Here is a 23,810-nt window from a genome sequence, read left to right as displayed (position 1 = left end):
ACTAATTTTAAAAAAAAGAACCTTGATTTAACAAGGTTCTTTATACATTAATCTATCTAATTTCATGTATTCAATAAGATAATAAGCATTGTTAATACCAATCGAATTCTTCTTTAATTTTTAATTCTACATTTATATTTCTATTTCGACATTCTTCTAAAAATGCATTCTTTTTTGAAAATGAATCAATTTCCTGTGTTTCTTTATTTACAATGGAATAGTCATATTCTTTAAAAAAAAGACTATCAAAGTTTTCTGTAACCGATTGAACAAGAATATAATTATTATCATAATTCAATTTTTCCACGTGTTCACTTAACGTTATGGGATTTCCGCCATCTTCCACAAACCATAAATAGGATGTGGAAGCACTTGTTGTTACCACAGAGTAGTGTTGATCTATTTTTATTGTATGACCAGCTGCACTTGCAGTTGAAGATCTATAAATATTATCTGGTGGAAAAAATCGCGGAGAAACCCATTTAAATCCAGCAAATAAAAAAATACCTCCAACAGTAACTAATAGAATAATACCTATGATAATTATATTAGATTTCTTTTTCACTATGCGATTCTCCTTTAATTAACTCTAACAGTTACATTATAAGACATTAATCGTTCTAATCCTACAGCGAGATCAGTGTTTAAAATTATTGTTGATACATGAAATTATATAATTTCATGTATCGTATGTGTAAAATATAGAGTATTAATTACTTACTTCTGAGATATAATAACAATAAATAAATGAGTAACTATTGAATTCAATTGGAGGTCCTAATGAAATTAAATCTATTGAAGTTTAAGGAAGATGATTTTGACTATTATTATCAACTTGTTTCAAATGATCGTGTTATGTCTCAAGTCACTGAAAGAGCTATTCCCTATGAAGAAGCCAAAACAAATTTCCAAAAATTAGTAACCTATAATAAAAAAAATAACGATTATGGTTCATACAAAATATCTATGGATTTAGATCAAAAATTTATTGGGCTTGCTCATTTAACTTTGAATGAAAAACAACCTAACGAAGCAGAAATAGGCTATATGATACTTCCAAAATATTGGGGAAGAGGTTATGGAACTGGTGTAGCAAATCAATTAATTGAGATAGCAAGCCGACTAGGGTTAGAGAAAATACAAGCTATCATTGATCCAGAAAACGTTGCTTCTAGAAAAATATTAAGTAATCAAGGTTTCATATCTGAAATTGTTTGTGAAATAGACGGATTGCCCGGAGAAATATTAAGTAAAAAATTATAGATTTTATCTAATTTCATGTATTTTTTATTTTTTTAAGTATACTTTATCAGAAAATATATGTTTTGATATTAATTCTTTGAATAGGTTTATATCTTTTTTAGAAGTAAAACATCTCTTTGGTAAGGTAAAGGCTGTATAGGCAGAATAATAAAGAGCAAAGTCTTTTTTTAGTTCTCGAACTGAATAAAAATAATTCCAGTCTTGGTGGGTACATTCTTGTGTTGTGGTTAAACTAAAACCTGAATCATTAAATTCAAGTAATACCTCTTCACTTAAACTGTAATTGCTTCTAAACTCTTTTTTTGCTTTATAGATTAAACCAACAAGCGCTAAAGGAATGACAAGAAATAATATAACTAGAGCAGAAAGAGTAATATTCATTAGTAACGGAATGCCAGTTAATACATAAAAAACGAGTATATAAAGAAAAAAACCACATGTTAAAATTATTAAACTAGTTTTCATTTTCATGTACAAGAAAAAACGGATATACTCTTTTTCTTTCAATGCTAATTTCACAATAATACTTTTATCATTATTCATAAACTACCTCCTTATAAAATAAACAAAAAAAATTTAAATCGTCTATTGCATTTAGTATAGCAAAGATAAAATAAGCTTTGTTTAATTAAAAAAAATAATAATATATCAAAAAAGAACCTTGATTAATAAAGGTTCTAAATACATGAATCTATGTAATTTCATGTACGCACTTTAAAAATATATTCTACTAAATAAATTTATTGGTGAAATAGGAGGTAATTTAAATGTCTCGAGCAGTAACAGCAGATCATGTATTATTTGATGAATGTATTGCCTTATTTCGTCCAGAAGAAATGAAAATGGATGAAAACGATCACACTACTACAGGGTATTTATTAATAGATTTCCACCTCACTGAAGAATTAGTATTTGAATATTTTACAATTAAGCCATCTATTGAGGTCAAGGGTCCAGGAGCGTATTCAAGTTTTATTGCACCAGTCCTATTACCTACGTGGTTTAGTTGGTATGATGAACATAACGCACATTTATTTACTATAGCACTTGCGTCAGTCTTTTCTTTTATTACAAATAGACCAGTAAGGGCCCCTCGAGATGGATATATATCAAGAAGAGAACAATTAGATGAAAATTCTTTGTACGAATTAGCTATTCAATTTCCTATATTAACTGCAGGACCGGGTGCACATGAAACTAGAATATCCAAGTATACGCTAGATAATATAAATAATGACTTAAAAGAGATGCTAAGAATACTACATGGAGTGCCATACAAAATTTATGTAAACACTATGCAATCGATACGACTTGTTCACCTTTCTCATCTTAATAAAAGGGATGATTTTGGTTTAGCATATTATCTATTAGTTTCTGCAATAGAAACTATGGCACAAAGAGCAATAAAAAAGAAAAAACTTGTTACAAAGCACGAAAAGGAAAACGAATGGAAAGAATTAGCTAACACAGACGAAAATATCAAAGAACTATTGCACTTGTACAAGCACCTACGCAATGAATCTGAATCTATTAGTAAGAGGTTTGTAGCATTTATTATGGAATACTGCCCACCTGATCAGTGGGAAGATTTGGAGCACCCAGAAGCCAACAGAGTAAATTATATGAAAGAACATAATGGGACTGAAAATAACTTTGATTGGCTTTTAGAAAAATCTTGGTTTGAAAAATACCCTTCCGATTTACACGAAGATGAGAAAATGAAAATTATAAATAATATCTATAAGTATAGATCTAAATATGCTCATAGAGGGGAAAGCCCTCCTAATAAAGATCCAAATAGTCATAACAGATTTTTTGATTCTGAAACATTGTATAAAGAAAAAAATGGTAGGTATACGATTGAGGAAATTACGTTACCAAACTTTCAACTAATATCTTTTATTGCAAATCGTTCAATACAAAATTATTTATTACATGTCTACCCTAAATAGACAATTATAAGACATTGAGTTCATAAATTGCACGCTATCTTTTATAACTATCTGTTTAGTTATTTAGCAATTATAAAGAAAACAGGAGGGTTCAAATGATAAAATTATTTGGAAAAGAATACACATTAAATTATCTGCTTTATGTTTTTATTCTTGTATGTAGCATTATCATTATCTTTTTGAATATCTTATATTTTATTTCATTTAAGGAAAGTATTTTTAATGGAAATATGGCATTGGGGATTATTTTATTTATTTCTTCACTAACCCATTTATTTTTTTCAAGAAAAAAAAACAGAAAAGACTAGAGGATCTTTGACCAAGTTGTTTGAAAAATAATTACATAAAATAAAAAAGCAGGGATAAAACAAAAAGTGATTCTTATTTTATCTTTTTATTTTCTTTACTTTGAACTTCATTTCTATCTGTGACGAAATAAAGTAGTCCAACCAGTAAAGATGAACCGCCATAAATGAAACAAAAAGAGGCAATATATTTAGCTGTTGCAGGGAAAATCATCCCAGTTATCCCTACAAGGAACAACACGCCTCCATATAAAAAAGTTATTTTATACTCTTCTTTTTTCATACTATTTTTCATTTTAAGTTTAATTCCTTCCAACTGCTCGTATTCTTTAAAAAAATGTCTTATAAGACATTTTAACACTTAATTTGAATGACTAACCGGAGAATTGTCTATGATTTTAGGTCAAAAAACATATTGGGAAAAAATTAAAGATATATTATTAAACCAAGAATAGGATGATTAGACATGAAAAATAAAAATTTCACTACTATTTTAAAAAAAGTAATACAATCAACACTTATCATCATATGGGCTACATTACCCATAACATTTATTACCACAGCAGACATATATCAAGAAATAACACCAACATATATTAAATGGATGATCGCTCTACTAATTATTTTATTTACATTAATTTCAATGTCTTATTTTTATAACTACTATAAAAACAAGGCATTTCTAAAAATTCAAAAAATACATTTAAAAGATATATTTATAACAATTGGATTGTTTTTAATTCTTAGATTAATTGCTATTATAGGAACTTTACTAAATGAGTACGCAACTGGAAATACGATGACATCAAATGATGCTGCTGTACAAACAACTGACTCTTTAGCAACATTTCCGTTATATTTACTTATTTTTAATTTAATAATTGCTATAGCGGCTCCTATTTTAGAAGAATTAGCATTTCGTGGAATTTTTATAAACATCTGGTTTAAACATAAAAATAAAATATTACCAGGATTAATAACTTCTATTGTTTTTTCTATTGCTCATGGACACGATAATCTGATTACCTTTTCAATGTACTTCTTTATGGGAATGATTTTATTTTTTGCCTATTGCAGACGCTGGAATATTAAAGATTCTATACTATTACATGTACTAAATAATGGATTTATTGTGTTATTTCCTTATATATTTGGATAAAATAATTTAACAAAATAAAAAAAGACTATAATACATAATTTGACTAATAATTTATGTATATTTTAGATATGTAGTCTCTAAAATGCTAGCCGAGGTGATAGAAAGTGGTGAGATGAGCATAGTTGTACCCTAGCAGTTAGCCTTAAGACACCCATAAAAAAGCATAAAAAATAATAATTTGCTGAAGCACACGTTAAAAGACAAAGAAAAAAAAGGGGGGGGGGGCAGTCTAAAAATTTGATAAATGGGCTTATTGTTAAAACAGCCTAAGGACGATGTTTATTTACTGCTCTCTACGTTCGTGCAGGGCAAGCCCTACATACCCAAAATCAGGAAAAACAAAAAACAGACGGCTAATCAGTTGAATATCTATTGTTAAACGCAAAAAAAGCATGTTTAACAGATTTTACCCCACTAAATACACAATTCCCTTCTTTTGTTTTTAAAGTCGCTTAGAAACGATTTTAAGCACCTAAAATGAACTGCGAAATAATAAACGTAATTATTATTGTGATTAACACCATTAAATTAGTGTTAAAATAAGTTTGTAGTGAAGTGTTTTTTTCTGAATCTCGATAATAAAAGGAGAGATGACCATTTTTTTAGTGGGTATGGTTTGTTCCTTATTTGCTTGCTCATTATGGTTATATCTACTAGAAAAAATAAACAATAAATCTATAGTAGATTTATCGTTTTGACACACTAATTTACATAAAAATATGTATTTAGAACCTTATTAAATCAAGGTTGATTTTAAGTAATTATAACCTAATCTTGCTGTTTGGTACGTAGGTAATAAATGTAAATATAGGGTATAAGAATGCAAATAAAACCTATTCCTCCTACGATTAATCCATTTATTGGACCAGATTTACCCGTGAAAGGGACAAAAATTCCAATTGCCATAGAAATAAGTGCAATAATAACGATGGAGATAATAAGGCTTCTTTTAGGAGCTTTTTTACGAACTTCATGATCTACACTAATATTCATGGAGAATAATGTTAATGCAGTAGTTGAAACGATAAAAACAAACCATAATGGGCTTTTGTACATTACTTCTGATCCTCTAGTAATCCAGTCATATCCTAATATACTTAAGATACCTATAGTTTGAATAGCATATGCGTTTCTGATATTTTTTAGATTCTTTAATATTAAACGTTCATCTGTAATTTTTTTCAATTTATATTAGTCCCTTTCTTTCCAAAATAGTTCATCTAGTGTTTTATTGACTGCGTGGCAGATATTAAGACATAGTTTTAAAGAGGGATTATATTTGCCTTTTTCAATTAGACTAATCGTTTGACGAGTGACATCTACTTTTTCAGCTAATTGTTGTTGTGTTAAATCAACCTGAATACGCGCAACTTTTATTCTATTATCCACGAATACTATTGACCTCCTTTATTATCCCTTATAGGGAGAGTGTAACATATAAAAAACATTATTCAATATATATGTTACATAATTTGCAATCCTAGTTGTTTATTTAAAAATATAAATTAACACATGAAATTGGATAGAGTCGTTCATCCAAAACCTTTTTTTAGCAAGATTTTATTTTGCTTGGTACGAAAAAAACTTTAAATTTCTTAATGTGGCACTCCGAAATTAGATTTATTTTTTAATTTCAGAGTGCTGCGCTATGATTTCTATCGTTACTCTTTTGAGATGGTATTTTTATACTGATAGTGAGCTTTGATTGCAAAAATAACATATAGGACGATCAAAATAAGGGGAATTGACCATGCAACCCCTCTTCCCAAAGCAAAAGGGGTTTCAAATAAGAAAGCTCTCCAAAAAGAACTACCTGTCATTTCCCATAAGCCAGGCGTCAGATAGAATGACCGTGGATTGAGAAATGATTTGAAATCAATAATGTTCGTTTGAAAAAATACGATGGCTATCGGTATATATATTAAAGCTAAAGTCAGCCAGCCATTAGCCATTCTTTTATAGCGCTCCGCTTTGGAGAGCTGATCAGAAAAGATATCTCCATCTGCATGAGCATCTTTTTTCATAAAATACTGTTTCCCAGAATTTTTATTTCCTACAAGATGTTGCCAACCACTATCTTCAAATAATAAAATATAGTCTTCTAAATCTTTTTTCGATTTAAATGTTCGATAGTCTATCTTTATCAGTTTTTCTTTACCATCAACTTGATCAAATTCATATTTAAAAATTTTTCCTGATAATACTAGTCCTTGTTGAGCCATTTCATTTAACCATTTTTCTTCTTTATCTAAATTAAAAAAGAACTTAAATTTTTTCATACTTATACACCTTCCTAAGTCAAATTTTCTTCAGTAATAGCTACTATGTGCTTCATTCTTTCACAATCAAGAAAGAGAATGTTTTTTCCTTCTTGTGTAATAACATAAACTTTACGCCTCTTATCTTCATTCTCAACCGGCTTAATAAACTTCAATTTTAATAAGTTTTCGATAGCTCCGTACAATGTCCCAGCAGCCATCCTCACCTCACCATTACTCAAGTCTTCAACTTTTTGTATAATAAGATAACCATGTGCTGGTTCAAATAAAGATAATAGAATATAATAAACAGTTTCTGTCAGCGGTAAATGTTTGTTTCTTTTCATTTAGTTCAGTCCCTTCTTAAAATAAAATACGAAAAATAAACAGTCCAACTATATACTTGCATTGTATACAGTCGAACTGTCTATGTCAATTATTTAATTAAAGATAAAAATAACTAGTTGCTAATTATTTAAAACAATACATGAAATTAGATAAAGTTATGTGTCTAGAATCTTGATTAAACAAGGTTCTTTTTTTGTATTTTCATTCTTTTTTTTAATTAAACAAAGCTTATTCTATCTTTGTTATACTAAAAATAACAGATGATCGCTATATAAATTCTTAATGCAATATTATTATGATCATTAATGATTTATAAAAATTGGAGGTTAATTTATTATGGACAAAAAAATTAAACTAATCATTTTAGCAATAGTATCTTTTATTATTTTCGCTATAACTATGTTTTATGGCGAGAACTCAGTGTGGATTATGATGATTTCCTTAATAAGTTTTGTGACATTTCTACTTTCAGTACATCACATTTTTCTTAATGTTAAAACAAAATCAGATTCCAATACATAAAGACATGTGTTTTGAACCTTGTTAAAACAAGGTTCTTTTTTTATTAATCAGACGCAATGGTTATGTTAATAGGAGCATTTAAAGCAACAGTACGAACGTTGCGTTATCGTTGCTTTGTTTAAAAGAAAAGAAATGATACGTTATATCTGAGGAGGTTATTATGGATATTTCTAATAAATTGAAACTAAAAAGAACAGAATTAAATCTTACACAACAACAAGTAGCAGATAAAGTATTTGTTACACGGCAAACAATTTCTAAATGGGAATTGGGAAAAAGCCAACCTGATTTGATCAGCCTAAAACTTTTAGATAATCTATTCAACTTATCTGACCTTGAAGATAAAGGAACAAACTATTCGAAAGGAGTTTTTGAAATGAATCAAAAATTGTCATTCAAAGATGTTCTTTTCACACTACTATTTGGAGTCTTATTTTTACCCGTTCGATTCCTATATACGTTAAATCAACAGCATAAAGGTTCTAAGGTGCTAAGATTCCTAGTAAAACCTGTTCTACTTGCACTGTTTTTACTATACGTTGGAACTTTAAACTTAAAAGCGCTTATTGTTGTTATAGCAGTTACACTATTTTTCTATTATCTTATGACTATTTATTATTCAGAAGATTAACCAGTTTTTTTAAAAATTATTTAAGATACATGAAATTGCTTAAAATAGTGTACCTAGTACCCTTTTAAAACAAAGTTTTTTTATTAATCAGACGGAATGTTCTTGCAACTATTATAGTTTGAGTATTTATTATTCAGACGACCAATAAATTGTTTCTAAAAAGCTCTCTGTTTGCTAGACACTTCTTGGCGCAGATGACTTTGAGCTAGAAAAACAGCTCTGGAATGGTGTCTATTTAGGGGTTTTTCATGTATAATTGAAATCTAAACATTATAATGATAAGACGGTTGAGCATATGCTTTCAAGGATTTTTCTTCAGGGGCGGGAAGAAGGTTCTTAGGCATATGTTTTTTTGTTTTAAGGGGGTTGTTCTATGGATACATTCATTTCAAATCAAAACACGTTTGTTTTGATTATCATATTTCTTGTTTCACTGGTTATTTTGTCAAAGGCAACCGACATCTTGATTGATCATGCGGTTTATCTTTCCCAGGAATTCGGTATCTCCCAGATTATCATTGGTGCGACCATCGTTTCACTGGGCACTACGCTCCCGGAATTGTCTACTTCCATTGCAGCTATCCTTAAGGGGACGCCCGATTTTGCTCTTGGGAACGCTGTGGGCTCTGTCATTACCAATACTGCTTTGGTTTTAGGTGTGGGATCTTTAGCGGGCGCCATTCCGGTGCCGAGATCGATTGCCAATCGGTTAATCTTCCTTGTAGGTTCACTGCTGATCCTCGTGTTTGGGAGTCTTCGCTTCTTTGACGGGAATCTCTTCAACTCTCCCGGCCATCTCCACCCGCTCATTGGCATCCTCTTTCTCTTGACAGTACCGGTCTTTCTAATGTCCACTTTCTTAAAAAAGAAAGTTCACACTGAACCGGATGGTTCGGAGGAAAAAAAGCGAATAAATAATAAAGCTCTAATAATAGAGGTAAGCATCATCCTTGTCAGTGCAGTTGCCGTAGCTTTCAGCGCCACCGTTCTAGTCTCAACCGTCTCGACGGCGGCAACGCGATTGGGCGTTTCCGAAGCCATCATCGCCGGTACTGTTGTTGCTCTTGGAACCAGCTTGCCAGAATTGACCACAACCTATGCTGCTGCCCGAAAAGGTTATGGCAGCTTAGCCATAGGCAACGTCTTGGGGGCCAATATCTTGAATATACTCTTGGTATTGGGTGTTTCCATTTCGCTGACTCCGGGTGGACTCTCTGTCCCTCCCGTATTCTACCAAATCCATTTCCCCTTCGTCCTAGTGGTGGTGGGTTTACTCAGCTACTTTATCTTCAACACCAAAAAACATGAGATTAGCAAAAACGAAGGAAAGGTATTACTGGCGATTTACCTGCTCTATCTGTTGTTCAGTCTCTTTGCTTAAGGGAACCCTATGTATAGGAAAAACCTCACTGATTACTGTCCCATTTTAATAGGATAGGAATCGGTGAGGTTTTTCCTTAAGTTAATTATATAAAATCCTGAATTAGTTGTATTCTATTATTTCAATTTATCATAGATGGAAGTATTCTAGGATAAACGCTGGGATATTTTTGGACATTAATGACGAAACGGTAACGATTTTAATGTAAGTGACTGGTCATAAAAAAGATATGTGAGAACCGAGACACTAAATTAGATAGATTCATGTATTTGAAAAGAGCAATAAACCTAAACTTGGTTTGTTGCTTTTTTATCTTCACTCCTAAAGTAGATATGTTCTGAGTCCTTCTTTTGTTTTTTTCCAATTTCACTGTAAAAGTTCTTACTATATTTAGATAAAGTTGCTTTCCCACCTTTTCTACCTGCTTCTTGTTTGCTCATTTTTTTGGTCATAAAGTACCTCCTTAGTATTTTTAGAAAAGTAATTCTGTATTTAAGTTTCACTAATTTTATGTATGGAGAAGAAAATTATCGGTATATATCTAGTTACCACAATACCGTTACTACATAAATGCATTAGGTATACTATTTTCATATAATTATATATTGATAAGAAAACTTAATAGTGTGTAATTAAGGAAATAACTGCATAACATAGTTCACTTTTCCTTTTTTTTAACAAGTAGTCCTTTTTTGGTTGGGGAGTGAGGCATTTAACAGACCTATAAATTAGTAAAATGATCTTTTTTTATATTCTTCAATGTACTATTTTCAATAGTAAAGTTACTGTTAGAAAGAACTGAAAACTCACCATTCGTTTCCAAAATAATTCCTGAAATATCGTCCATTGAAACAAATCCAGATGAACGAGCTGTTTGATAAAGATCCTCCTTTAAAATACGCTCTTTTTCCATAGCTTGTTCATCGTAATTTCCTTTAAAGTACAATAGAACAGGTTCTGATTTAACTAACTTATCTATAAAATTGAAACGTTTTATTAATTTTGAAAGAACAAACTGTAAGAATACTAACAACGTCAGTGAGGTTATCCCATCAGCCAATGCTAATTTACTATCTGTCAAAATAGTTGCTAAAATAGAACCAAAAGCAACTGTAACGACAAAGTCAAAAGCACTCATTTTTGAAAGTATTCGTTTTCCGAAAATGCGAAGAACTAGAATTAATAAAAGATATGCTAGTGTTCCAACGAGCAGTGTTCTATAAATGGTTGTCCAATCTTTAAATAAAAAATCCATATTCAACATCCCCTCTATAATAAACTCTCTATTTTAAGAATTAAATCAATGATTCAACATACTATCATAAGGTTTCTTATTCAGCATAACTGATACACTAGAAATATGCATTGTTTTTATGGAAATTACTTCATTTTATTAAGTGGAGAAAAAGTCACTATTCAAGCATGTATTCCAATGTATAGTATACTCGAATAAGAGGAATAATCATTTTTTTATAGAGAGGAAGAGATTACTTGTATGGAATTTATTCGTAATTTTTCTGAATCGTATCCTTTATTAGTAAATATAATTTGGTTTTTTATTTTATTTATTATTCTTTACTTTTTACGCCGTTTTCTGTTAAATCGTTTGTATGGAAGATTAAAGGACTCAGGACATTGGTATGTTTCTCGAAAAATTGCCCGTTGGATAACTAATTTTATTTTATTTATTATATTTATGTATATATTTGGAAGAAACCTTACTGGATTTACAACAGCAATTGGTCTGGCTGGAGCTGGAGTCACTTATGCCTTGCGTGAAGTAATTGTTAGCATTGCAGGATGGATTGCAATTCTATTTGTTGAGTTTTTTGAAACAGGAGATCGTGTACTTCTTGGTGGAATTAAAGGCGATGTAGTAGATATCGGTGTATTAAGAACCACGTTGATGGAAATTGGAGAATGGGTAGATGGTGATCAATACACAGGTAGAATTGTTCGAGTTTCAAATAGTTATATTTTTAGCTCTCCTGTTTACAACTATAATGCTTATTTTAAATTTTTGTGGGATGAAATTAAAATTCCGTTACGTTTTGAAAGTGATATAAAGCTAGCTAAAACTATTTTATTAGAAGTCGCGGAAAAACATACTGGACAATATAATAAAGAAGCTGTTATAGCTTGGGAAAATATGAAAAGACGTTACAAATTAGAAAATGCTTCTTTGGAAAACCAAGTTTTTCTTTCTTTTAATGATAACTGGGTGGAGATAAGTCTTCGTTATGTGGTAGATTATAGAGAAAGGCGTAATGTAAAAGATAAACTTTTCTCGGAAATTATCCAACGATTCGATCAAGAAGGAAATAGCTTGGAAATAGCATCTGAAACGCTTGAAGTGATTTCAGATAGGAGTAAGGAAACGAAAAAAAATAAGTAACTTTAAAGCCAAAAATATTATAAATATTAGTATGGTGATTAAAAAACATTTTTCTTATATAGAAATGAAAGGATTTTAGATAGATGAAGAAGCTTATTTTAAAAGGATATTTAAAACAATCTACTAGTCGTCTTAATCCTTCTGTGACAGTAGTGTTAAGTTTTTTTGTTCTTATTTTAGTTGGTACAGTATTATTGAAGTTGCCCATGGCGACTACAGAAACAATTTCATGGTTAAATACATTGTTTACCGCTACTTCTGCAGTAACAGTTACTGGATTAATTGTAGTTGATACTGGTACGGCTTTTACTTTATTCGGACAAACGGTTATTATGTTTCTCATGCAAATTGGTGGATTAGGTTTAATGACAGCCGCAGTTTTTATCTTTTTTATATTTAAACGAAAAATTAGCATGCAACAAAGGAATCTCATTAAAGAATCTTTAAATCAGGACTCTTCAGGAGGAATTATTCGATTGGTTCGTTATTTGCTTTTTTTCTCTTTCAGTATTGAACTAGTTGGATTTATTTTATTGTCCATCAAATGGATCCCAGAATTTGGATTTTCTAAGGGAGCTTTTTATAGTTTATTCCATACTGTTGCGGCTTTTAATAATGCTGGATTTTCTTTATGGTCTGATAATTTATCTAGCTATGTAGGAGATCCTATAGTTAATTTAACGATTACAAGCATGTTTATTTTAGGAGGAATAGGATTTACAGTTCTTTTAGATGTATGGAATAAGAAGAAATTTAAGACATTGACCTTACATTCAAAAGTAATGATTGTAGGTACACTAGTGATAAATATTAGTGCAATTATTTCAATTTTTATTTTAGAATATTCAAATCCTCAGACTTTAGGTAGTTTATCATTTGAAGATAAAATGTGGAGCGCTTATTTTCAAGGTTTAACTCCTAGAACAGCCGGCTTTAATTCTATTGATATTACGGCACTGACCTTACCTTCTATGCTTTTGACGGTTCTACTAATGTTCATTGGAGCAGGAAGTGCGTCAACTGGTAGTGGAATTAAGCTAAGCACTTTTATTATTTTACTTTTAACAACTATTACCTTCTTAAAAGGTGGAGAAGAAGTATCTTTATTCGGGCGAAGATTAAAAAATAGTGCTGTTTTAAGAGCTTTAACGCTAACATTAATAAGTTTTTTATTAGTGTTTGTAGCTATCTTTGTTTTAGCGGTGACTGAAAATGAATCTTTTATCGCTATTGTTTTTGAAGTTGTTTCAGCATTTGGCACAGTAGGGCTTTCAACTGGGTTAACTACTGAGCTATCAACTATAGGCCGATTTGTAATCATGTTTGTCATGTTCATCGGACGTATTGGTCCAATCACAATTGCCTCTATACTATTAACCAGAAAAAAAACTTCACTGATACGCTATCCTCAAGAAGATATTTTTGTAGGATGACATTAAGAACGTTATTTATTTTTTTAGAGCTAAAATAAATGGAACGAAAGTAGACATTAGTTTTTTATAATTAATTTCACTTAACGCTGTATATATAAGTTAAACAATAATTATTTTATAGTTTGAGTAGACTTTTTATTATCAAGAGTATCTAATGTCCATTAAACAAAACTTGTTATACAGGTTTATTTACAAAAATTTTTGTTTCAAGTAATAGCTTCTGATGTTGACTCCCAATCTTTAGGATTATCATTAAGTTGTGCGCCACATCCTATATAATTTTTTTCTGTGAATACACTATTTTGGATAAAATCGTGTATCGGGAATCCTATTCCAATAGGGTTCTTTTTTTGTATCGCCCCACAATACATGATTTCGTGGTATAATAAACGAAATCATGTATCACTTTTGTGAGAGGAGAGGGCTTTTAAATGAGTTACAACGTCCAACCATTACGGACTCAACAAGAAATAAACGACTTTTTATTCTGTTTGAGGCGCAATAAAAACGCGGATCGGGATGTTTTTCTATTTTTGATTGGCATTAATAGCGGTTTACGCATGTCGGATATCGTTAAATTAAAGAAACAAGACCTGATTTCCTCAAAAAATCCCCGTATTGTCGAAAAGAAAACGGGTAAGACTCGTATTTTGTATTTGAGTAGTCTGCAGGACTTGATCCAGGAGTACACGAAAGACCTGGCAGCAGATGATTATTTATTTCCAAGCACCAAGGGTGGTCATTTAGAAGTGAATACCGTTTACCAGATGTTTCAAAAGGTCGCTCAGCTGTTAGGAAGAGACGATATCGGCACGCACACGCTGCGTAAGACGTTCGGTTACCATTATTACAAAAAAACCAAAGACGTGGCCACACTGATGGAAATATTTGGACACAGCAGCGAGAAAATTACAAAACGCTATATCGGGATCAATGAAGATGAAATCAGCGAGACCTTATTAAATTTCAGATTAGGATTTTAAATAGTTTAAAGGTAAACAAAAACGACAACTAAAAATTAGTTGCCGTTTTTGTTTTGAATTAACATTAATACAAAAAGAGGAATGAAAATTAAAGATTGTACAATAAGTGTTTGAAAAATTGCTCCCAAAAGACCTGAATTATCTGAAAATAAGTAAATATCTATGAATAATACTATAAATGTGACACTAAATAAAATTATACTTTTTTTTAGTGTGATCTTTTTTCCCATTTTCTAGCTCCTTTTTAAATTCAAGTATTATAAAAAGGAAATTACGTGCCTACTCTAATTATAATATTAGTCTTTTTATTAGCTATCCTGATAATTTTTCGGGAATAATAGGTTAAAATGTAAGGTAAGTAACCTATAATTGTTGTTCACCTTACATTACCTTAGTTCTAATGGCCTTGATTACTTGATAGCCTATTACTATAAATACAATTAGTGAAGCCAACAATAATAGCAGTAATGGAGGAAAATTTAGAGTTAATCCACCAAATAAAACGATTAAAAATACCGTTCCAAAAATAATGATTGATTTTAAAATGTCTTTCATATCCTGACTCCTTTCTAAATTAAATTATTTTTTACGATTATAGATAAATTGTTTGATCAAGATTTCAAGTATTTTATATGTAAATAAAATTAGTCCAAGGGCTAAAGATAAGGAACTTAATTGCATTAAAAAGCTACCTATAGTTGTATGAAGTACATTATTCAAAATAAATGTTACAGCTGCATATGAAATTGCTAGGATCCAAAATTGTTTTTTGTTTATTTTCATTATGTCACTCCTTTTGTACAAGAAAAAGTCTATTTTTATTGTCATGCTGCTTGAAAAAATAAGTATAATTATTTTTTGGTAGAAAACTTCTAAAATATTCGATCATATAATATATTCTGAATCAAAAAACAAAATTAAACAACCGTCATCTTAAACTTTGCAGCAGACTAAAAAATAAAAGAGCCCACTTATAATTCAATAGTTTACATAAAACTATTTATTCTATGTTAATAAGTTGAAGGAGTGATTTTAATTGAATGAAGGACGAATTAATATAAGGAAAATCGAGAAAAATGATTTCAAATACTTAAAAGAACTATTGCAAGATGAACAACTAATGATTCTTGGATGGGGAAAAATTTATCCAGATAATGAGGTTAACCTTTGGATAGATAAAATAAGAGAACAATATGCTAAATATGGATATAGTTATTTTCTCATTGAAAATAAAGACACCAATGAATTTATTGGAATAGCTGGATTAATTCAAACTGAAATTAAAAACAGTAACTGCACAGAACTTGCATATATCATAAAAAAAACCTATCAAGGTAAAGGCTTTGGATCTGAAGTTGCAAGGAAATTAATTCTAATGGCTTTTAATGAATTCAATTTAAATAAGGTTGTAGCACAATTTGTTCCTAGTAATATAGCTTCAAAAAAAGTTGTAGAAACCATAGGCATGACGTATAAATTTACTTATACACGAATTCAAAATGGTAGTGATAAAGAACATTTTGTATATGAAATTAAAAAATAAATATTTAAAAGCTTAATTAATACACTCGATATGTTTATCAAATAAAAAAGCATGTTTAAAATACTCTTACTTTTTTTAGTATAAGTTATTATTATATATATTACGAAAGGGGAGATTACATAAATATGAAAAGATACCATACAGCATTTGGAATCTATGGAATACTTTATAGACAAGGTAAGCTTTTAGTCATAAAAAAAACTGGTGGTCCTTATATCTATAGATTTGATTTACCTGGAGGAAGCCAAGAATTCGGAGAAAGATTAGAAGACACTCTAATCAGAGAAATCAAAGAAGAAACTAATTTAATAGTCACCGACTTTCATCAGTTAGGTGTAGTTAATTTTATATATCCTTGGAGCTATAAAAATACAACTATGACTAATCATATAGCTACATTTTATGAGATTGATTCTTTTGTAGGGAGAAATTTGGAACAGGTTGATCAATTTTCAGGTCAGGACTCTGCAGGTTCCGTATGGTTACCTTTGAACGAACTAACTGAGGAGAATTCTTCTCTTTTAGTATTAAAAGCAAAAGAATATATCCAAGAAGGAACATTTATAGATAAAGGCTGGATTCTTGATAAGTGGAAAATATTAGATTCACCAGTATATTAATTAATAAAAGCACTAGTTTACATAATTCCCAATTAACAAAGTATATTTAAAAACGCTACAGACGTTATATCGCATAAAACAGTAGCTAAATTTATTTCTTTTTAAATAAGCGCGTAAAGAAAGTTTGTTTTTCTTCAATCGGTTCTGAATCAGAAAACGGTTCTTCTTCTGGCTGTTCCAAAGCAAGTTTCATTTCTTGGTTATCCTTTATTAATTGATCGTTCTGTTCAATCAATTTTTGAAGTTGATTCCCAATGAAATCTATTTTGTTATGTAGCAGCTTTATTTCATCTGTTTTAGGCGTTTTTTTCGCTATATCATGTTGCGTCCCAAGCGCTTGATTTTCTTGTTTGTATTCATTTAAAACTAGGTCAATAGAGGATTCTAAATTAATATCAGGTGATTTTTTCAAGAAAATTACGCGTTCTAGTATATCAGCCGCTTCTTTATCATATTTCCGTCCATTTTTATTGTCTCTCTTGAAAAAAGGCTCACCGTTTTGTTCGTCAATCATTCCACTATATTTTCTTAAAGTAGAAGGATTAATATTTAACTTCTCACTAAGTTCTGTGGGTGTGTACACCTCTAGTATCTCGACTTCTTCAACTTCTTTCATAATATATAAAACTCCTTATCATAAATTAAATTAGACGCTACACGCGATATAAAAATGTGTTTTAGAGCTTTCTATTAGATTTTAAACATGATTAAGCTAAATGTCTAATTAATATTATGAAACTCAACAGGGATTGAACGGATTACTTCTGGTGCAGCTCTGAGATGATTACATAAAAAACTATAATGAAATCTACATTTTATCATTGGAGATCCTTTTCCTTTACTAAATAATCTCTTTTTAAATCCTTGTAGGCATTTATTGTATTTTTATATTTAGTAGTAAGTTCTTTCATTTCAGGCTGTTTATCTTGGATTTCATCTGTTATTACAGGCGTTGTATCATGAAAAGTATACTCCTTTAATATTTCATTTAGTTGAAACAAATACATTTTTGTATATTCAATCATTCTAATGATTTCAAATTGATTGTCAGAACTCATATATTTTATTTCGTTTTCAAGCAAGTAATCCATTCTTTTATGTATTAGCCGGAGTTCAGTTCTATATTCACTTTCGGTAGTTCTATTTAACTCATTGGTAAGCTCATCTAAAGGATTAATATATTCTTTAAAAAGCATTTCTTTTATTTTTCTCAATTCATTCCATCTTTTATATTTACTATAACAAAAGGAAATAAAGGGTATAAAAGATGCTGTGACAGCACCAATTAATATATTTTTTAGTTGTGGGGTCATTTATTCACGCTCCTGATTTTTTTGCTAAATACCTGGATCTTTTTAAAACAGGTGTTACTCTAGTTATATGGATATTTAGCGAATTAAACAAATAAAAAAGCACCCCGTTTATTATCAGTAAACGAAATGCTATCGACTAATTAATTACAAAATAAGTGTATAGCTTTTTATGGTTTAGTTCAATCCCAGGGTGCTGTAAGGAGTAAATATGAGCCTATATGAGTCAATATCAATTCTTTTAACCCTATTAGCTTTGTTGATCCAATTAGTACGTGAGTAGTTGTTTTCAATCCTTAGATAGCTAGTATGAAAAGTAAATAAATAAAAAGGGTCATAATGGATATCTTCACAGAGCGATTCTGAGACGATTTCAGATTGTTTAGTGAATGACGACCGTGCACGAAAGAGAATTCTAGAGCTCTTTAAAAAAAATAAAAATAATACTTATTTATTAATATATACAATAAATAACATACAAAAATATAATATATTTCATGCTGTTAGCAACATTATTTAAGTTGTAGCACAATTTTTTCCTAGCAATATAGCTTCAAAAAAAGTTGTAGAAACTATTGGTATGAAGTATAAGTTTTCTTATAAACGAATACAAGATGGTAAAGATAAAGAACATTTCGTATATGAAATAAAAAAGTAATCAGTCAAAAATTAATTTAAGCAACAGAGGTTATCAAAAGGAAAGGGACTTCACATGAAGTTTCTTTCCTTTTGATTGTATTAATGTACTTTTACGAACGGTTACTCATATGCATGCAATCGGTCCTAAGCACGTTTTTTTTAATTGCTGGTATCGCGTAAACCTTATTCGTTTTTTTGACTTTCTGAAATCATAATGTCCTCGAACGAAGCTCCCACAAGAGGTGCATTTCGTTTTCGCTTACGACGAATTTCATTCATTAAACGAGCAGTTACTCCATCATTATCGTCCTCATCTAGTAAATCTAAATCAGATTCAACCTGGACTGATTGTGGCATCTCTTCTGTTTCTGTTAATTCAGGAAACTCAAGTTCATCGGCACGTTTATTAAACATAACCGTTTCAGGTTGCTGTTGTTGATTCGGCGGTCCGACTAAACTTGCACAGTGTGTAATGTAGTCGTTGACTGACTGTCTTGACGCTTGATCAATCAATAAACGAATACTGGCTGACACATTTTTTTGGTTTGCTAACCACTTTTTAGTAGATTCGTCTACATCATCCACACGAATGGTCATTCGTTTCATAGTTGGTTTAGTCTTCTTTCTTGACTTTGGTGTTGGTTCGCTATTTTGTGAAGTTATAAGGGATCCATCTGATGGAATCATGATTCATCACCCCAATCCGTTTTCTTTTGTTCTAACAATTCTATCGACGATTGTGTCGATTGTTTTAATGCATTTTTTATAATATCTGTATCAGCTGTTGATCCAATTTGGGTAATCAACATTTCTAATGCATACACTATCGACTGTGATTTGTTTTCTTGCTGATCCAACCAGTCGTCTAACATTGGGTAGTCTTTAGGTTCATAACGAAACATCACTCTTCTTCGTTGCTCAGTTGTTTCAGCCATTTTTTTCTGTCACTCCTCTTTTTTTTAGAATAGGTACTTCTTGAATTAATGGACTGCTTAGTTAAAAATGATTCTCTTTGGGACATTTGGATTCAACTTTCTTGAATATAGACGCTGCTTTCTTATCTATCTATAGTTTAGCACCCTGTCACCTTAGTGTAGGCGGTTTAAAACGATTATATAAATATGAACGATTGTGCTGAATTAAAATGACTGTTGGTTGACTACCTGATTTTATTTAATGTAGTAATCAACTGTCCAATGACTGTCTATTTATTATACTATTAAAATAAAGAACTGTCTATTGACTACCTGATTTTATTTAATATAGTAATTGACTGTCCAATGACTGTCTGATTTTGTTTATTGTAGTAATCACCTGTCCAATGACTGTCTGTTTATTATGATGTTAAAATAAATAACTGTCTGTTGACTGTCTGATTTTGTTTATTGTAGTAATCACCTGTCTAATGACTGTCTATTTATCATGTTGCACACTTTTTAAAGAGACAGTCGTCCGACGGTTCTTTAAAAAGTGTGCGTCTGATTTAGGGGGTCACCTATTTGTCTGTACAGTTTTATAACATTGACCGATAAAATCAATGACAATCATAATGATTCTGGATAACCTGCTTGAATAATCAGTTAAAACCAATAAAGTGGTATACATTGGATAACACTGTTAGATTTTTCTGTTAGCCACACGTGTTCTATTTTTTTGCCGTCGGGTCCAAGACTTGTCGGCTTTTAATTTTTACTAAATCACGCTAAAGCGTATCAGGCTTCGGCGTCATCCAACGGCAAAAAACTAAGATCGTTATCAAAAATACCGTGAACGAACAGCTGATAAAAAACACTTATTCAAAGAGCTGCCCGTAACGCCTGTGTCGGACAAACGACCAAATACACAAGAATTAATTCACTCGTTTAGGCTCATATTTATGGTCCGTTTGACTACTAAGACCAGACAAAATCGTTTGGGGAAATGCGCTGAATAATCCCTCTTTATCGGGCAACCGTTCAAGAGATCTATATGGATACCCTGACAAGGTCGTCAATTAGGACAAGTGCACGTTCACAGTCAAAAGATAGCACATGGATCAGGTCGATTTGCTGGGGACCCCAGCTTGCCTCGGTTTCAGTTTTTACGGCATTGCGCTAAAGCGTCTCAGGCTCGTTAAGCCCCCAGCAAACGACCACATACTATCCGTGGAGAATTACGCTAACAGCAAAGAAACAAGAACCCAATCGAACAAGAAGACCTTAATGGCAACGATTGCTTGAATTTAGATATCCTGCTTTTAAGGCGGACCCAATGGCCGTTCGGCTTTGGGATGTCAGACACCTCGCTAAAGCGACACAGGCTCACGCCCAGCCCCCTCAAAAGCAACAGGCTACAATCATAGAGAAACACTCGTATCGACTGAATTGGACTAAACGATGGAGTTCTTTCGCTAACCGCTTCTTCGTCCATACACGCGTCACGCATGATGTCCACAGGGAGTGAACGAAGTAACCGACAAGAGACCAGATCAAGATCAAAACATTTTGGGATTTACGGTAACCTCTTCTCTAAGCGACCACTTGGCACGCTAATTTTTGGCATCCCCCTTTGTCCATACCGCTCGACCTTTTGAGGATTTTTTTGTAAGGGAATTATGCCTTACAACTGACCTAACAGTAGAACCTTATCTTAGCCGTTTTTCTTTTTCTTGGGGGAATGCGTGAACATACGTTCCCCTTTGACCCTGTCCTACACGTTTTTGAATAACGTCCGTTTTGGGTCAGAGGGTCGGCTTGACGTAGCAACGTTTGCAGGGGGTGTCTACACCTTGGTCAGACCAAACGTGCTTTTTCGTTACCCCCTTACACCTGCTCAAAGTTGTTTGTTATCAAGGGTTTGTTACGGGTATTTGTATCGGGTGTCTGATAACGCGTGGTCAGAGAAGAAAGAGCATAAGGGGAGTGTATTCACAACAGCCTGCGGCTATTGTTCTGCCGGCATAGCCGGCCACTCCCCATACTGCGTAAATAAAGGCTTTCGCCTTCATTTTCTTGCCCTGCGCTACCGCTTGGGTGCCCCTTCTTTTTGCGCCAACTGCGTATGGCTAAAAGAAGCAAAACAACAACGGGTGTCTAATTGTCTATGCGACAATCATTCCCTCTTATGTTGCAAAAGCATGATCCGAAATGTCTTTCGACTCACCTAGATCGGGTTAAAGTAATCCAAACTCTGATGACGACCTGTGTGTCATCTTCGTCCTACACTACCCTCTCTTTTAGACAGACTCCATCTTTAACCTGCGCCATCATCCACTGGATAATGGTTTGATTAGATGGAAAACGTCTGCCCCAATCAAGTGATTTTTAGAGCACAAAATTCCTCTCCGATAAATTTAGTATCAGTAACAAATATGCAGTACGTATTCTTCAAGACGAATCGATAACGTTCGTCGAAAAGATAGCTCGCTTTGTAGCAATCATCTGTGTATGTACAATCACGGATACATGCTAATCTCACCACACGAATAAAAAAGACTAAACCTTATTAATAAACTCCGAAAATGAGTTTATTGAACTTTTACAATATCTGGATGACCACAATCGGACATGAACAAATATATCATCACCCCAGTACGTCAGTATGTTAGTTAAAAAATGATTTGATATAATTTATGCTGAATAAAGAATTTGTCCAAGATAAATATAAACCCTCTATCCAAATAACTGCAAGAAACAAGAACAACACACCAATTCCCACACAAACAAATACACCTCAAAATAGGCATGAATCCCGGTTATACGCAAAAGAGGTGTTCCTATTTTTTTTGAAAACTATTATATATACTGTAATGCACTATAGCTATACCACTTGCTAATTGGTACATGTAGTAATGGAATTACTATTTACATCTCTATATTACTTTCTATTTAAAATAGGAACAAATAGGAACAAAAGTCCATTTAACCCCGACCTTGTGGAAAAGAGGTGTTCCTAATATCGCGTTTTTGTTCCTAAAAACAGGTGTTTTGTTCCTATTATTGGCTGTTTTGTTCCTAATTTCGACGATTTGTTCCTATTCTTAGGAACAATTTGCAGTTTTTTAGATCAATTCATCCTACTTTTTATGACCCAACGACTTTGTGGAAAGATATTAAAACATATACCAGTGAAATTTTATCATCTTATTCTAATCTTAGTATAATCGTTATCTAACTGTTTGTTCCTAATTTTAACGATTTGTTCCTATTTTCTGCACAAAAATAGGAACAAATGACCCTTTTTAGGAACAAATATGGTGTTTTTAGGAACAAAATGGCCCTTTTTAGGAACAAATCGTCGATAATAGGAACAAATGAAATTTTTACAGATGTAACTAATGTATACAAAATAATGTATATTAATTTGTTTATGTACATATTGATATATTGACTACCTTAAATAAATCTTATTTCTTCTATAATTACCTAAATTACCTAACGACTAGGCCGATTAATCATCCGATAAAAAAAGAGGTAAGCTTTATAGCTACCTCTTAGGTGAATAGGTTCTCTTCATTGTGGGACCAAGCAGCCCATATTGTAACGGTTCTTGTTGCCTTAGCTATCGTGAAAATAACCCTATGTTTGTCGTTGATTCTCATGGATTGGACTTTTTTATTTTTTAGTTGAAATACTTCGTTTAGCCTTACTTGTTCAAATGGTTTTTTTTGTGGAATTTTTATTATATTATTGAAATCACCTTTTAAACCATCTCGTTCAAGTAATGGAATGTGCTTTTCCTTAATATCTCTATGTTGCAGGATCTTCCAATAGGTATCGGTCATTAAACTTCCTCAAAATCAACGTCAGTTGAGTTCTCCATAGCGTTTAGTACATACCTAAGTGTTCCTGTTCTTCCCAAGTATAATTCTTCCTGCATTCTTTGGTATTCTTTTTTAGGGATCATCACAACACCATCATTAAACCCTTGTTTGGATTTTATAGTAATTTCTACTGTTTTATTTTCAGTAGTAACACGGTCCAATATATTAGAAATATCTTTTCTGAAGTTTGTCGTTGTAATAATGTCCATTGTCATCCGCTCCTTTTTTCTACTTGTTCTTTATATATATTATAGCGTACGTTTTTCA

General features: G+C 31.7%; 28 protein-coding genes and 1 other annotated feature. Of the genes, 11 read left to right on the top strand and 17 right to left on the bottom strand.

Translation table 11 applies throughout. From position 1 onward, the window contains the following. Positions 1-91: 91 nt before the first annotated feature. Positions 92-565 carry a hypothetical protein gene (locus tag CAR_RS12765; RefSeq protein WP_013709689.1) on the bottom strand — a complete coding sequence of 158 codons (474 nt, stop codon included), beginning with the start codon at positions 563-565 and terminating at the stop codon, positions 92-94. 215 nt (positions 566-780) lie between these two features. Here CAR_RS12765 and CAR_RS12760 point away from each other — a divergent pair, with 215 nt between their 5' ends. Continuing rightward, positions 781-1,263, top strand: a complete 483-nt coding sequence (locus CAR_RS12760; RefSeq protein WP_013709688.1) for a GNAT family N-acetyltransferase — start codon at positions 781-783, stop codon at positions 1,261-1,263. Between the two features lie 24 nt (positions 1,264-1,287). Here the strand turns inward: CAR_RS12760 and CAR_RS12755 are convergent, their stop codons facing one another. Further along, entirely contained in the window at positions 1,288-1,806 is a 519-nt protein-coding gene (locus tag CAR_RS12755) for a YcxB family protein (protein ID WP_013709687.1), read from the bottom strand. A 224-nt stretch (positions 1,807-2,030) separates the two neighbouring features. Here CAR_RS12755 and CAR_RS12750 point away from each other — a divergent pair, with 224 nt between their 5' ends. Together CAR_RS12750 and CAR_RS12745 are read left to right on the top strand one after the other, a co-directional pair. Then, positions 2,031-3,215, top strand: coding sequence for a hypothetical protein (locus CAR_RS12750; protein WP_013709686.1), 1,185 nt, complete (start codon positions 2,031-2,033; stop codon positions 3,213-3,215). 95 nt (positions 3,216-3,310) lie between these two features. Further along, positions 3,311-3,523: a hypothetical protein gene (locus CAR_RS12745; RefSeq protein ID WP_013709685.1), complete on the top strand. Its 213-nt coding sequence runs from the start codon at positions 3,311-3,313 to the stop codon at positions 3,521-3,523. 73 nt (positions 3,524-3,596) lie between these two features. On the opposite strand, the gene CAR_RS12740 is transcribed toward CAR_RS12745, so the two are convergent. Beyond that, complete coding sequence (locus CAR_RS12740; protein WP_041557122.1) at positions 3,597-3,815, bottom strand: hypothetical protein; 219 nt, start codon at positions 3,813-3,815, stop codon at positions 3,597-3,599. Between the two features lie 171 nt (positions 3,816-3,986). Between CAR_RS12740 and CAR_RS12735 the strand changes: the two genes are divergently transcribed. Then, the gene (locus tag CAR_RS12735; RefSeq protein WP_013709683.1) at positions 3,987-4,679 is read left to right on the top strand and encodes a CPBP family intramembrane glutamic endopeptidase; all 693 of its coding nucleotides are present in this window, start codon (positions 3,987-3,989) and stop codon (positions 4,677-4,679) included. 768 nt (positions 4,680-5,447) lie between these two features. On the opposite strand, the gene CAR_RS12730 is transcribed toward CAR_RS12735, so the two are convergent. The 4 genes from CAR_RS12730 to CAR_RS12715 all read right to left on the bottom strand — a co-directional run bounded on the left by CAR_RS12730 (position 5,448) and on the right by CAR_RS12715 (position 7,284). After that, positions 5,448-5,864, bottom strand: a complete 417-nt coding sequence (locus CAR_RS12730; RefSeq protein WP_013709682.1) for a hypothetical protein — start codon at positions 5,862-5,864, stop codon at positions 5,448-5,450. 6 nt (positions 5,865-5,870) lie between these two features. Further along, positions 5,871-6,068 (bottom strand): helix-turn-helix transcriptional regulator, encoded by a 198-nt coding sequence (locus tag CAR_RS12725; protein WP_013709681.1) that lies wholly within the window; start codon positions 6,066-6,068, stop codon positions 5,871-5,873. A 272-nt stretch (positions 6,069-6,340) separates the two neighbouring features. After that, positions 6,341-6,958 (bottom strand): DUF2812 domain-containing protein, encoded by a 618-nt coding sequence (locus tag CAR_RS12720; protein ID WP_013709680.1) that lies wholly within the window; start codon positions 6,956-6,958, stop codon positions 6,341-6,343. Positions 6,959-6,972: 14 nt separating this feature from the next. Then, the gene (locus CAR_RS12715) at positions 6,973-7,284 is read right to left on the bottom strand and encodes a PadR family transcriptional regulator (RefSeq protein ID WP_041557120.1); all 312 of its coding nucleotides are present in this window, start codon (positions 7,282-7,284) and stop codon (positions 6,973-6,975) included. Positions 7,285-7,967: 683 nt separating this feature from the next. Here CAR_RS12715 and CAR_RS12705 point away from each other — a divergent pair. Both CAR_RS12705 and CAR_RS12700 read left to right on the top strand, forming a co-directional pair. After that, on the top strand, positions 7,968-8,438 hold the full coding sequence (locus CAR_RS12705) for a helix-turn-helix transcriptional regulator (protein WP_013709678.1): 471 nt from the start codon (positions 7,968-7,970) through the stop codon (positions 8,436-8,438). Positions 8,439-8,723: 285 nt separating this feature from the next. Then, positions 8,724-8,769: a sequence feature (sodium ion sensor (DUF1646 type); this cis-regulatory element may regulate processes involved in with the transportation of sodium ions), on the top strand. A 42-nt stretch (positions 8,770-8,811) separates the two neighbouring features. Next, entirely contained in the window at positions 8,812-9,819 is a 1,008-nt protein-coding gene (locus CAR_RS12700; protein WP_013709677.1) for a calcium/sodium antiporter, read from the top strand. Between the two features lie 287 nt (positions 9,820-10,106). Here the strand turns inward: CAR_RS12700 and CAR_RS13485 are convergent, their stop codons facing one another. Both CAR_RS13485 and CAR_RS12695 read right to left on the bottom strand, forming a co-directional pair. Beyond that, the gene (locus tag CAR_RS13485; protein ID WP_013709676.1) at positions 10,107-10,271 is read right to left on the bottom strand and encodes a hypothetical protein; all 165 of its coding nucleotides are present in this window, start codon (positions 10,269-10,271) and stop codon (positions 10,107-10,109) included. A 269-nt stretch (positions 10,272-10,540) separates the two neighbouring features. Next, positions 10,541-11,074, bottom strand: coding sequence for a DUF421 domain-containing protein (locus CAR_RS12695; RefSeq protein ID WP_013709675.1), 534 nt, complete (start codon positions 11,072-11,074; stop codon positions 10,541-10,543). Between the two features lie 240 nt (positions 11,075-11,314). Here CAR_RS12695 and CAR_RS12690 point away from each other — a divergent pair, with 240 nt between their 5' ends. The 3 genes from CAR_RS12690 to CAR_RS12680 all read left to right on the top strand — a co-directional run bounded on the left by CAR_RS12690 (position 11,315) and on the right by CAR_RS12680 (position 14,630). Then, the gene (locus CAR_RS12690; protein WP_013709674.1) at positions 11,315-12,214 is read left to right on the top strand and encodes a mechanosensitive ion channel family protein; all 900 of its coding nucleotides are present in this window, start codon (positions 11,315-11,317) and stop codon (positions 12,212-12,214) included. A gap of 83 nt (positions 12,215-12,297) precedes the next feature. Further along, positions 12,298-13,647 (top strand): TrkH family potassium uptake protein, encoded by a 1,350-nt coding sequence (locus tag CAR_RS12685; protein WP_013709673.1) that lies wholly within the window; start codon positions 12,298-12,300, stop codon positions 13,645-13,647. A gap of 431 nt (positions 13,648-14,078) precedes the next feature. Continuing rightward, the gene (locus CAR_RS12680; protein ID WP_013709671.1) at positions 14,079-14,630 is read left to right on the top strand and encodes a tyrosine-type recombinase/integrase; all 552 of its coding nucleotides are present in this window, start codon (positions 14,079-14,081) and stop codon (positions 14,628-14,630) included. Between the two features lie 381 nt (positions 14,631-15,011). On the opposite strand, the gene CAR_RS13250 is transcribed toward CAR_RS12680, so the two are convergent. Continuing rightward, positions 15,012-15,185 (bottom strand): hypothetical protein, encoded by a 174-nt coding sequence (locus CAR_RS13250; RefSeq protein ID WP_013709670.1) that lies wholly within the window; start codon positions 15,183-15,185, stop codon positions 15,012-15,014. Between the two features lie 24 nt (positions 15,186-15,209). After that, positions 15,210-15,413 (bottom strand): hypothetical protein, encoded by a 204-nt coding sequence (locus CAR_RS12670; RefSeq protein WP_013709669.1) that lies wholly within the window; start codon positions 15,411-15,413, stop codon positions 15,210-15,212. Between the two features lie 253 nt (positions 15,414-15,666). Between CAR_RS12670 and CAR_RS12665 the strand changes: the two genes are divergently transcribed. Continuing rightward, entirely contained in the window at positions 15,667-16,173 is a 507-nt protein-coding gene (locus CAR_RS12665; RefSeq protein WP_013709668.1) for a GNAT family N-acetyltransferase, read from the top strand. A 125-nt stretch (positions 16,174-16,298) separates the two neighbouring features. Beyond that, positions 16,299-16,793: an NUDIX hydrolase gene (locus CAR_RS12660; RefSeq protein WP_013709667.1), complete on the top strand. Its 495-nt coding sequence runs from the start codon at positions 16,299-16,301 to the stop codon at positions 16,791-16,793. 91 nt (positions 16,794-16,884) lie between these two features. On the opposite strand, the gene CAR_RS12655 is transcribed toward CAR_RS12660, so the two are convergent. The 6 genes from CAR_RS12655 to CAR_RS12630 form a co-directional block, all read right to left on the bottom strand. Next, positions 16,885-17,409 (bottom strand): MerR family transcriptional regulator, encoded by a 525-nt coding sequence (locus CAR_RS12655; protein WP_013709666.1) that lies wholly within the window; start codon positions 17,407-17,409, stop codon positions 16,885-16,887. A 202-nt stretch (positions 17,410-17,611) separates the two neighbouring features. After that, positions 17,612-18,106 carry a hypothetical protein gene (locus tag CAR_RS12650; protein WP_013709665.1) on the bottom strand — a complete coding sequence of 165 codons (495 nt, stop codon included), beginning with the start codon at positions 18,104-18,106 and terminating at the stop codon, positions 17,612-17,614. 819 nt (positions 18,107-18,925) lie between these two features. After that, positions 18,926-19,429, bottom strand: a complete 504-nt coding sequence (locus tag CAR_RS12645) for a hypothetical protein (RefSeq protein ID WP_013709664.1) — start codon at positions 19,427-19,429, stop codon at positions 18,926-18,928. Beyond that, positions 19,426-19,677: a hypothetical protein gene (locus tag CAR_RS12640; protein WP_013709663.1), complete on the bottom strand. Its 252-nt coding sequence runs from the start codon at positions 19,675-19,677 to the stop codon at positions 19,426-19,428. Before CAR_RS12640 ends, CAR_RS12645 begins: the two co-directional genes overlap by 4 nt. 3,536 nt (positions 19,678-23,213) lie before the next feature. Beyond that, a complete protein-coding gene (locus tag CAR_RS12635) occupies positions 23,214-23,504 on the bottom strand; it encodes an addiction module toxin YoeB (protein ID WP_013709661.1) in 291 nt (96 codons plus the stop codon). Continuing rightward, complete coding sequence (locus CAR_RS12630; RefSeq protein ID WP_041557113.1) at positions 23,504-23,752, bottom strand: type II toxin-antitoxin system Phd/YefM family antitoxin; 249 nt, start codon at positions 23,750-23,752, stop codon at positions 23,504-23,506. Before CAR_RS12630 ends, CAR_RS12635 begins: the two co-directional genes overlap by 1 nt. Positions 23,753-23,810 lie beyond the last annotated feature (58 nt).

Origin of the sequence: Carnobacterium sp. 17-4 (assembly GCF_000195575.1) — a bacterium.
In the GTDB taxonomy this organism is placed as follows: domain Bacteria; phylum Bacillota; class Bacilli; order Lactobacillales; family Carnobacteriaceae; genus Carnobacterium_B.
This window is presented reverse-complemented; position numbering and strand designations above follow the sequence as displayed.

What these genes read in the sequence shown, in the direction of transcription:
- CAR_RS12690 (WP_013709674.1), top strand. Translation starts at nt 11,315, where the DNA reads ATGGAATTTATTCGTAATTTTTCTGAATCGTATCCTTTATTAGTAAAT.
- CAR_RS12685 (WP_013709673.1), top strand. Translation starts at nt 12,298, where the DNA reads ATGAAGAAGCTTATTTTAAAAGGATATTTAAAACAATCTACTAGTCGT.
- CAR_RS12695 (WP_013709675.1), bottom strand. Translation starts at nt 11,074, where the DNA reads ATGGATTTTTTATTTAAAGATTGGACAACCATTTATAGAACACTGCTC.
- CAR_RS12745 (WP_013709685.1), top strand. Translation starts at nt 3,311, where the DNA reads ATGATAAAATTATTTGGAAAAGAATACACATTAAATTATCTGCTTTAT.
- CAR_RS12660 (WP_013709667.1), top strand. Translation starts at nt 16,299, where the DNA reads ATGAAAAGATACCATACAGCATTTGGAATCTATGGAATACTTTATAGA.
- CAR_RS12680 (WP_013709671.1), top strand. Translation starts at nt 14,079, where the DNA reads ATGAGTTACAACGTCCAACCATTACGGACTCAACAAGAAATAAACGAC.
- CAR_RS12715 (WP_041557120.1), bottom strand. Translation starts at nt 7,284, where the DNA reads ATGAAAAGAAACAAACATTTACCGCTGACAGAAACTGTTTATTATATT.
- CAR_RS12700 (WP_013709677.1), top strand. Translation starts at nt 8,812, where the DNA reads ATGGATACATTCATTTCAAATCAAAACACGTTTGTTTTGATTATCATA.
- CAR_RS13485 (WP_013709676.1), bottom strand. Translation starts at nt 10,271, where the DNA reads ATGACCAAAAAAATGAGCAAACAAGAAGCAGGTAGAAAAGGTGGGAAA.
- CAR_RS12635 (WP_013709661.1), bottom strand. Translation starts at nt 23,504, where the DNA reads ATGACCGATACCTATTGGAAGATCCTGCAACATAGAGATATTAAGGAA.
- CAR_RS12720 (WP_013709680.1), bottom strand. Translation starts at nt 6,958, where the DNA reads ATGAAAAAATTTAAGTTCTTTTTTAATTTAGATAAAGAAGAAAAATGG.
- CAR_RS12740 (WP_041557122.1), bottom strand. Translation starts at nt 3,815, where the DNA reads ATGAAAAATAGTATGAAAAAAGAAGAGTATAAAATAACTTTTTTATAT.
- CAR_RS12670 (WP_013709669.1), bottom strand. Translation starts at nt 15,413, where the DNA reads ATGAAAATAAACAAAAAACAATTTTGGATCCTAGCAATTTCATATGCA.
- CAR_RS12755 (WP_013709687.1), bottom strand. Translation starts at nt 1,806, where the DNA reads ATGAATAATGATAAAAGTATTATTGTGAAATTAGCATTGAAAGAAAAA.
- CAR_RS12750 (WP_013709686.1), top strand. Translation starts at nt 2,031, where the DNA reads ATGTCTCGAGCAGTAACAGCAGATCATGTATTATTTGATGAATGTATT.
- CAR_RS12630 (WP_041557113.1), bottom strand. Translation starts at nt 23,752, where the DNA reads ATGGACATTATTACAACGACAAACTTCAGAAAAGATATTTCTAATATA.
- CAR_RS13250 (WP_013709670.1), bottom strand. Translation starts at nt 15,185, where the DNA reads ATGAAAGACATTTTAAAATCAATCATTATTTTTGGAACGGTATTTTTA.
- CAR_RS12705 (WP_013709678.1), top strand. Translation starts at nt 7,968, where the DNA reads ATGGATATTTCTAATAAATTGAAACTAAAAAGAACAGAATTAAATCTT.
- CAR_RS12645 (WP_013709664.1), bottom strand. Translation starts at nt 19,429, where the DNA reads ATGATTCCATCAGATGGATCCCTTATAACTTCACAAAATAGCGAACCA.
- CAR_RS12760 (WP_013709688.1), top strand. Translation starts at nt 781, where the DNA reads ATGAAATTAAATCTATTGAAGTTTAAGGAAGATGATTTTGACTATTAT.
- CAR_RS12640 (WP_013709663.1), bottom strand. Translation starts at nt 19,677, where the DNA reads ATGGCTGAAACAACTGAGCAACGAAGAAGAGTGATGTTTCGTTATGAA.
- CAR_RS12650 (WP_013709665.1), bottom strand. Translation starts at nt 18,106, where the DNA reads ATGACCCCACAACTAAAAAATATATTAATTGGTGCTGTCACAGCATCT.
- CAR_RS12735 (WP_013709683.1), top strand. Translation starts at nt 3,987, where the DNA reads ATGAAAAATAAAAATTTCACTACTATTTTAAAAAAAGTAATACAATCA.
- CAR_RS12655 (WP_013709666.1), bottom strand. Translation starts at nt 17,409, where the DNA reads ATGAAAGAAGTTGAAGAAGTCGAGATACTAGAGGTGTACACACCCACA.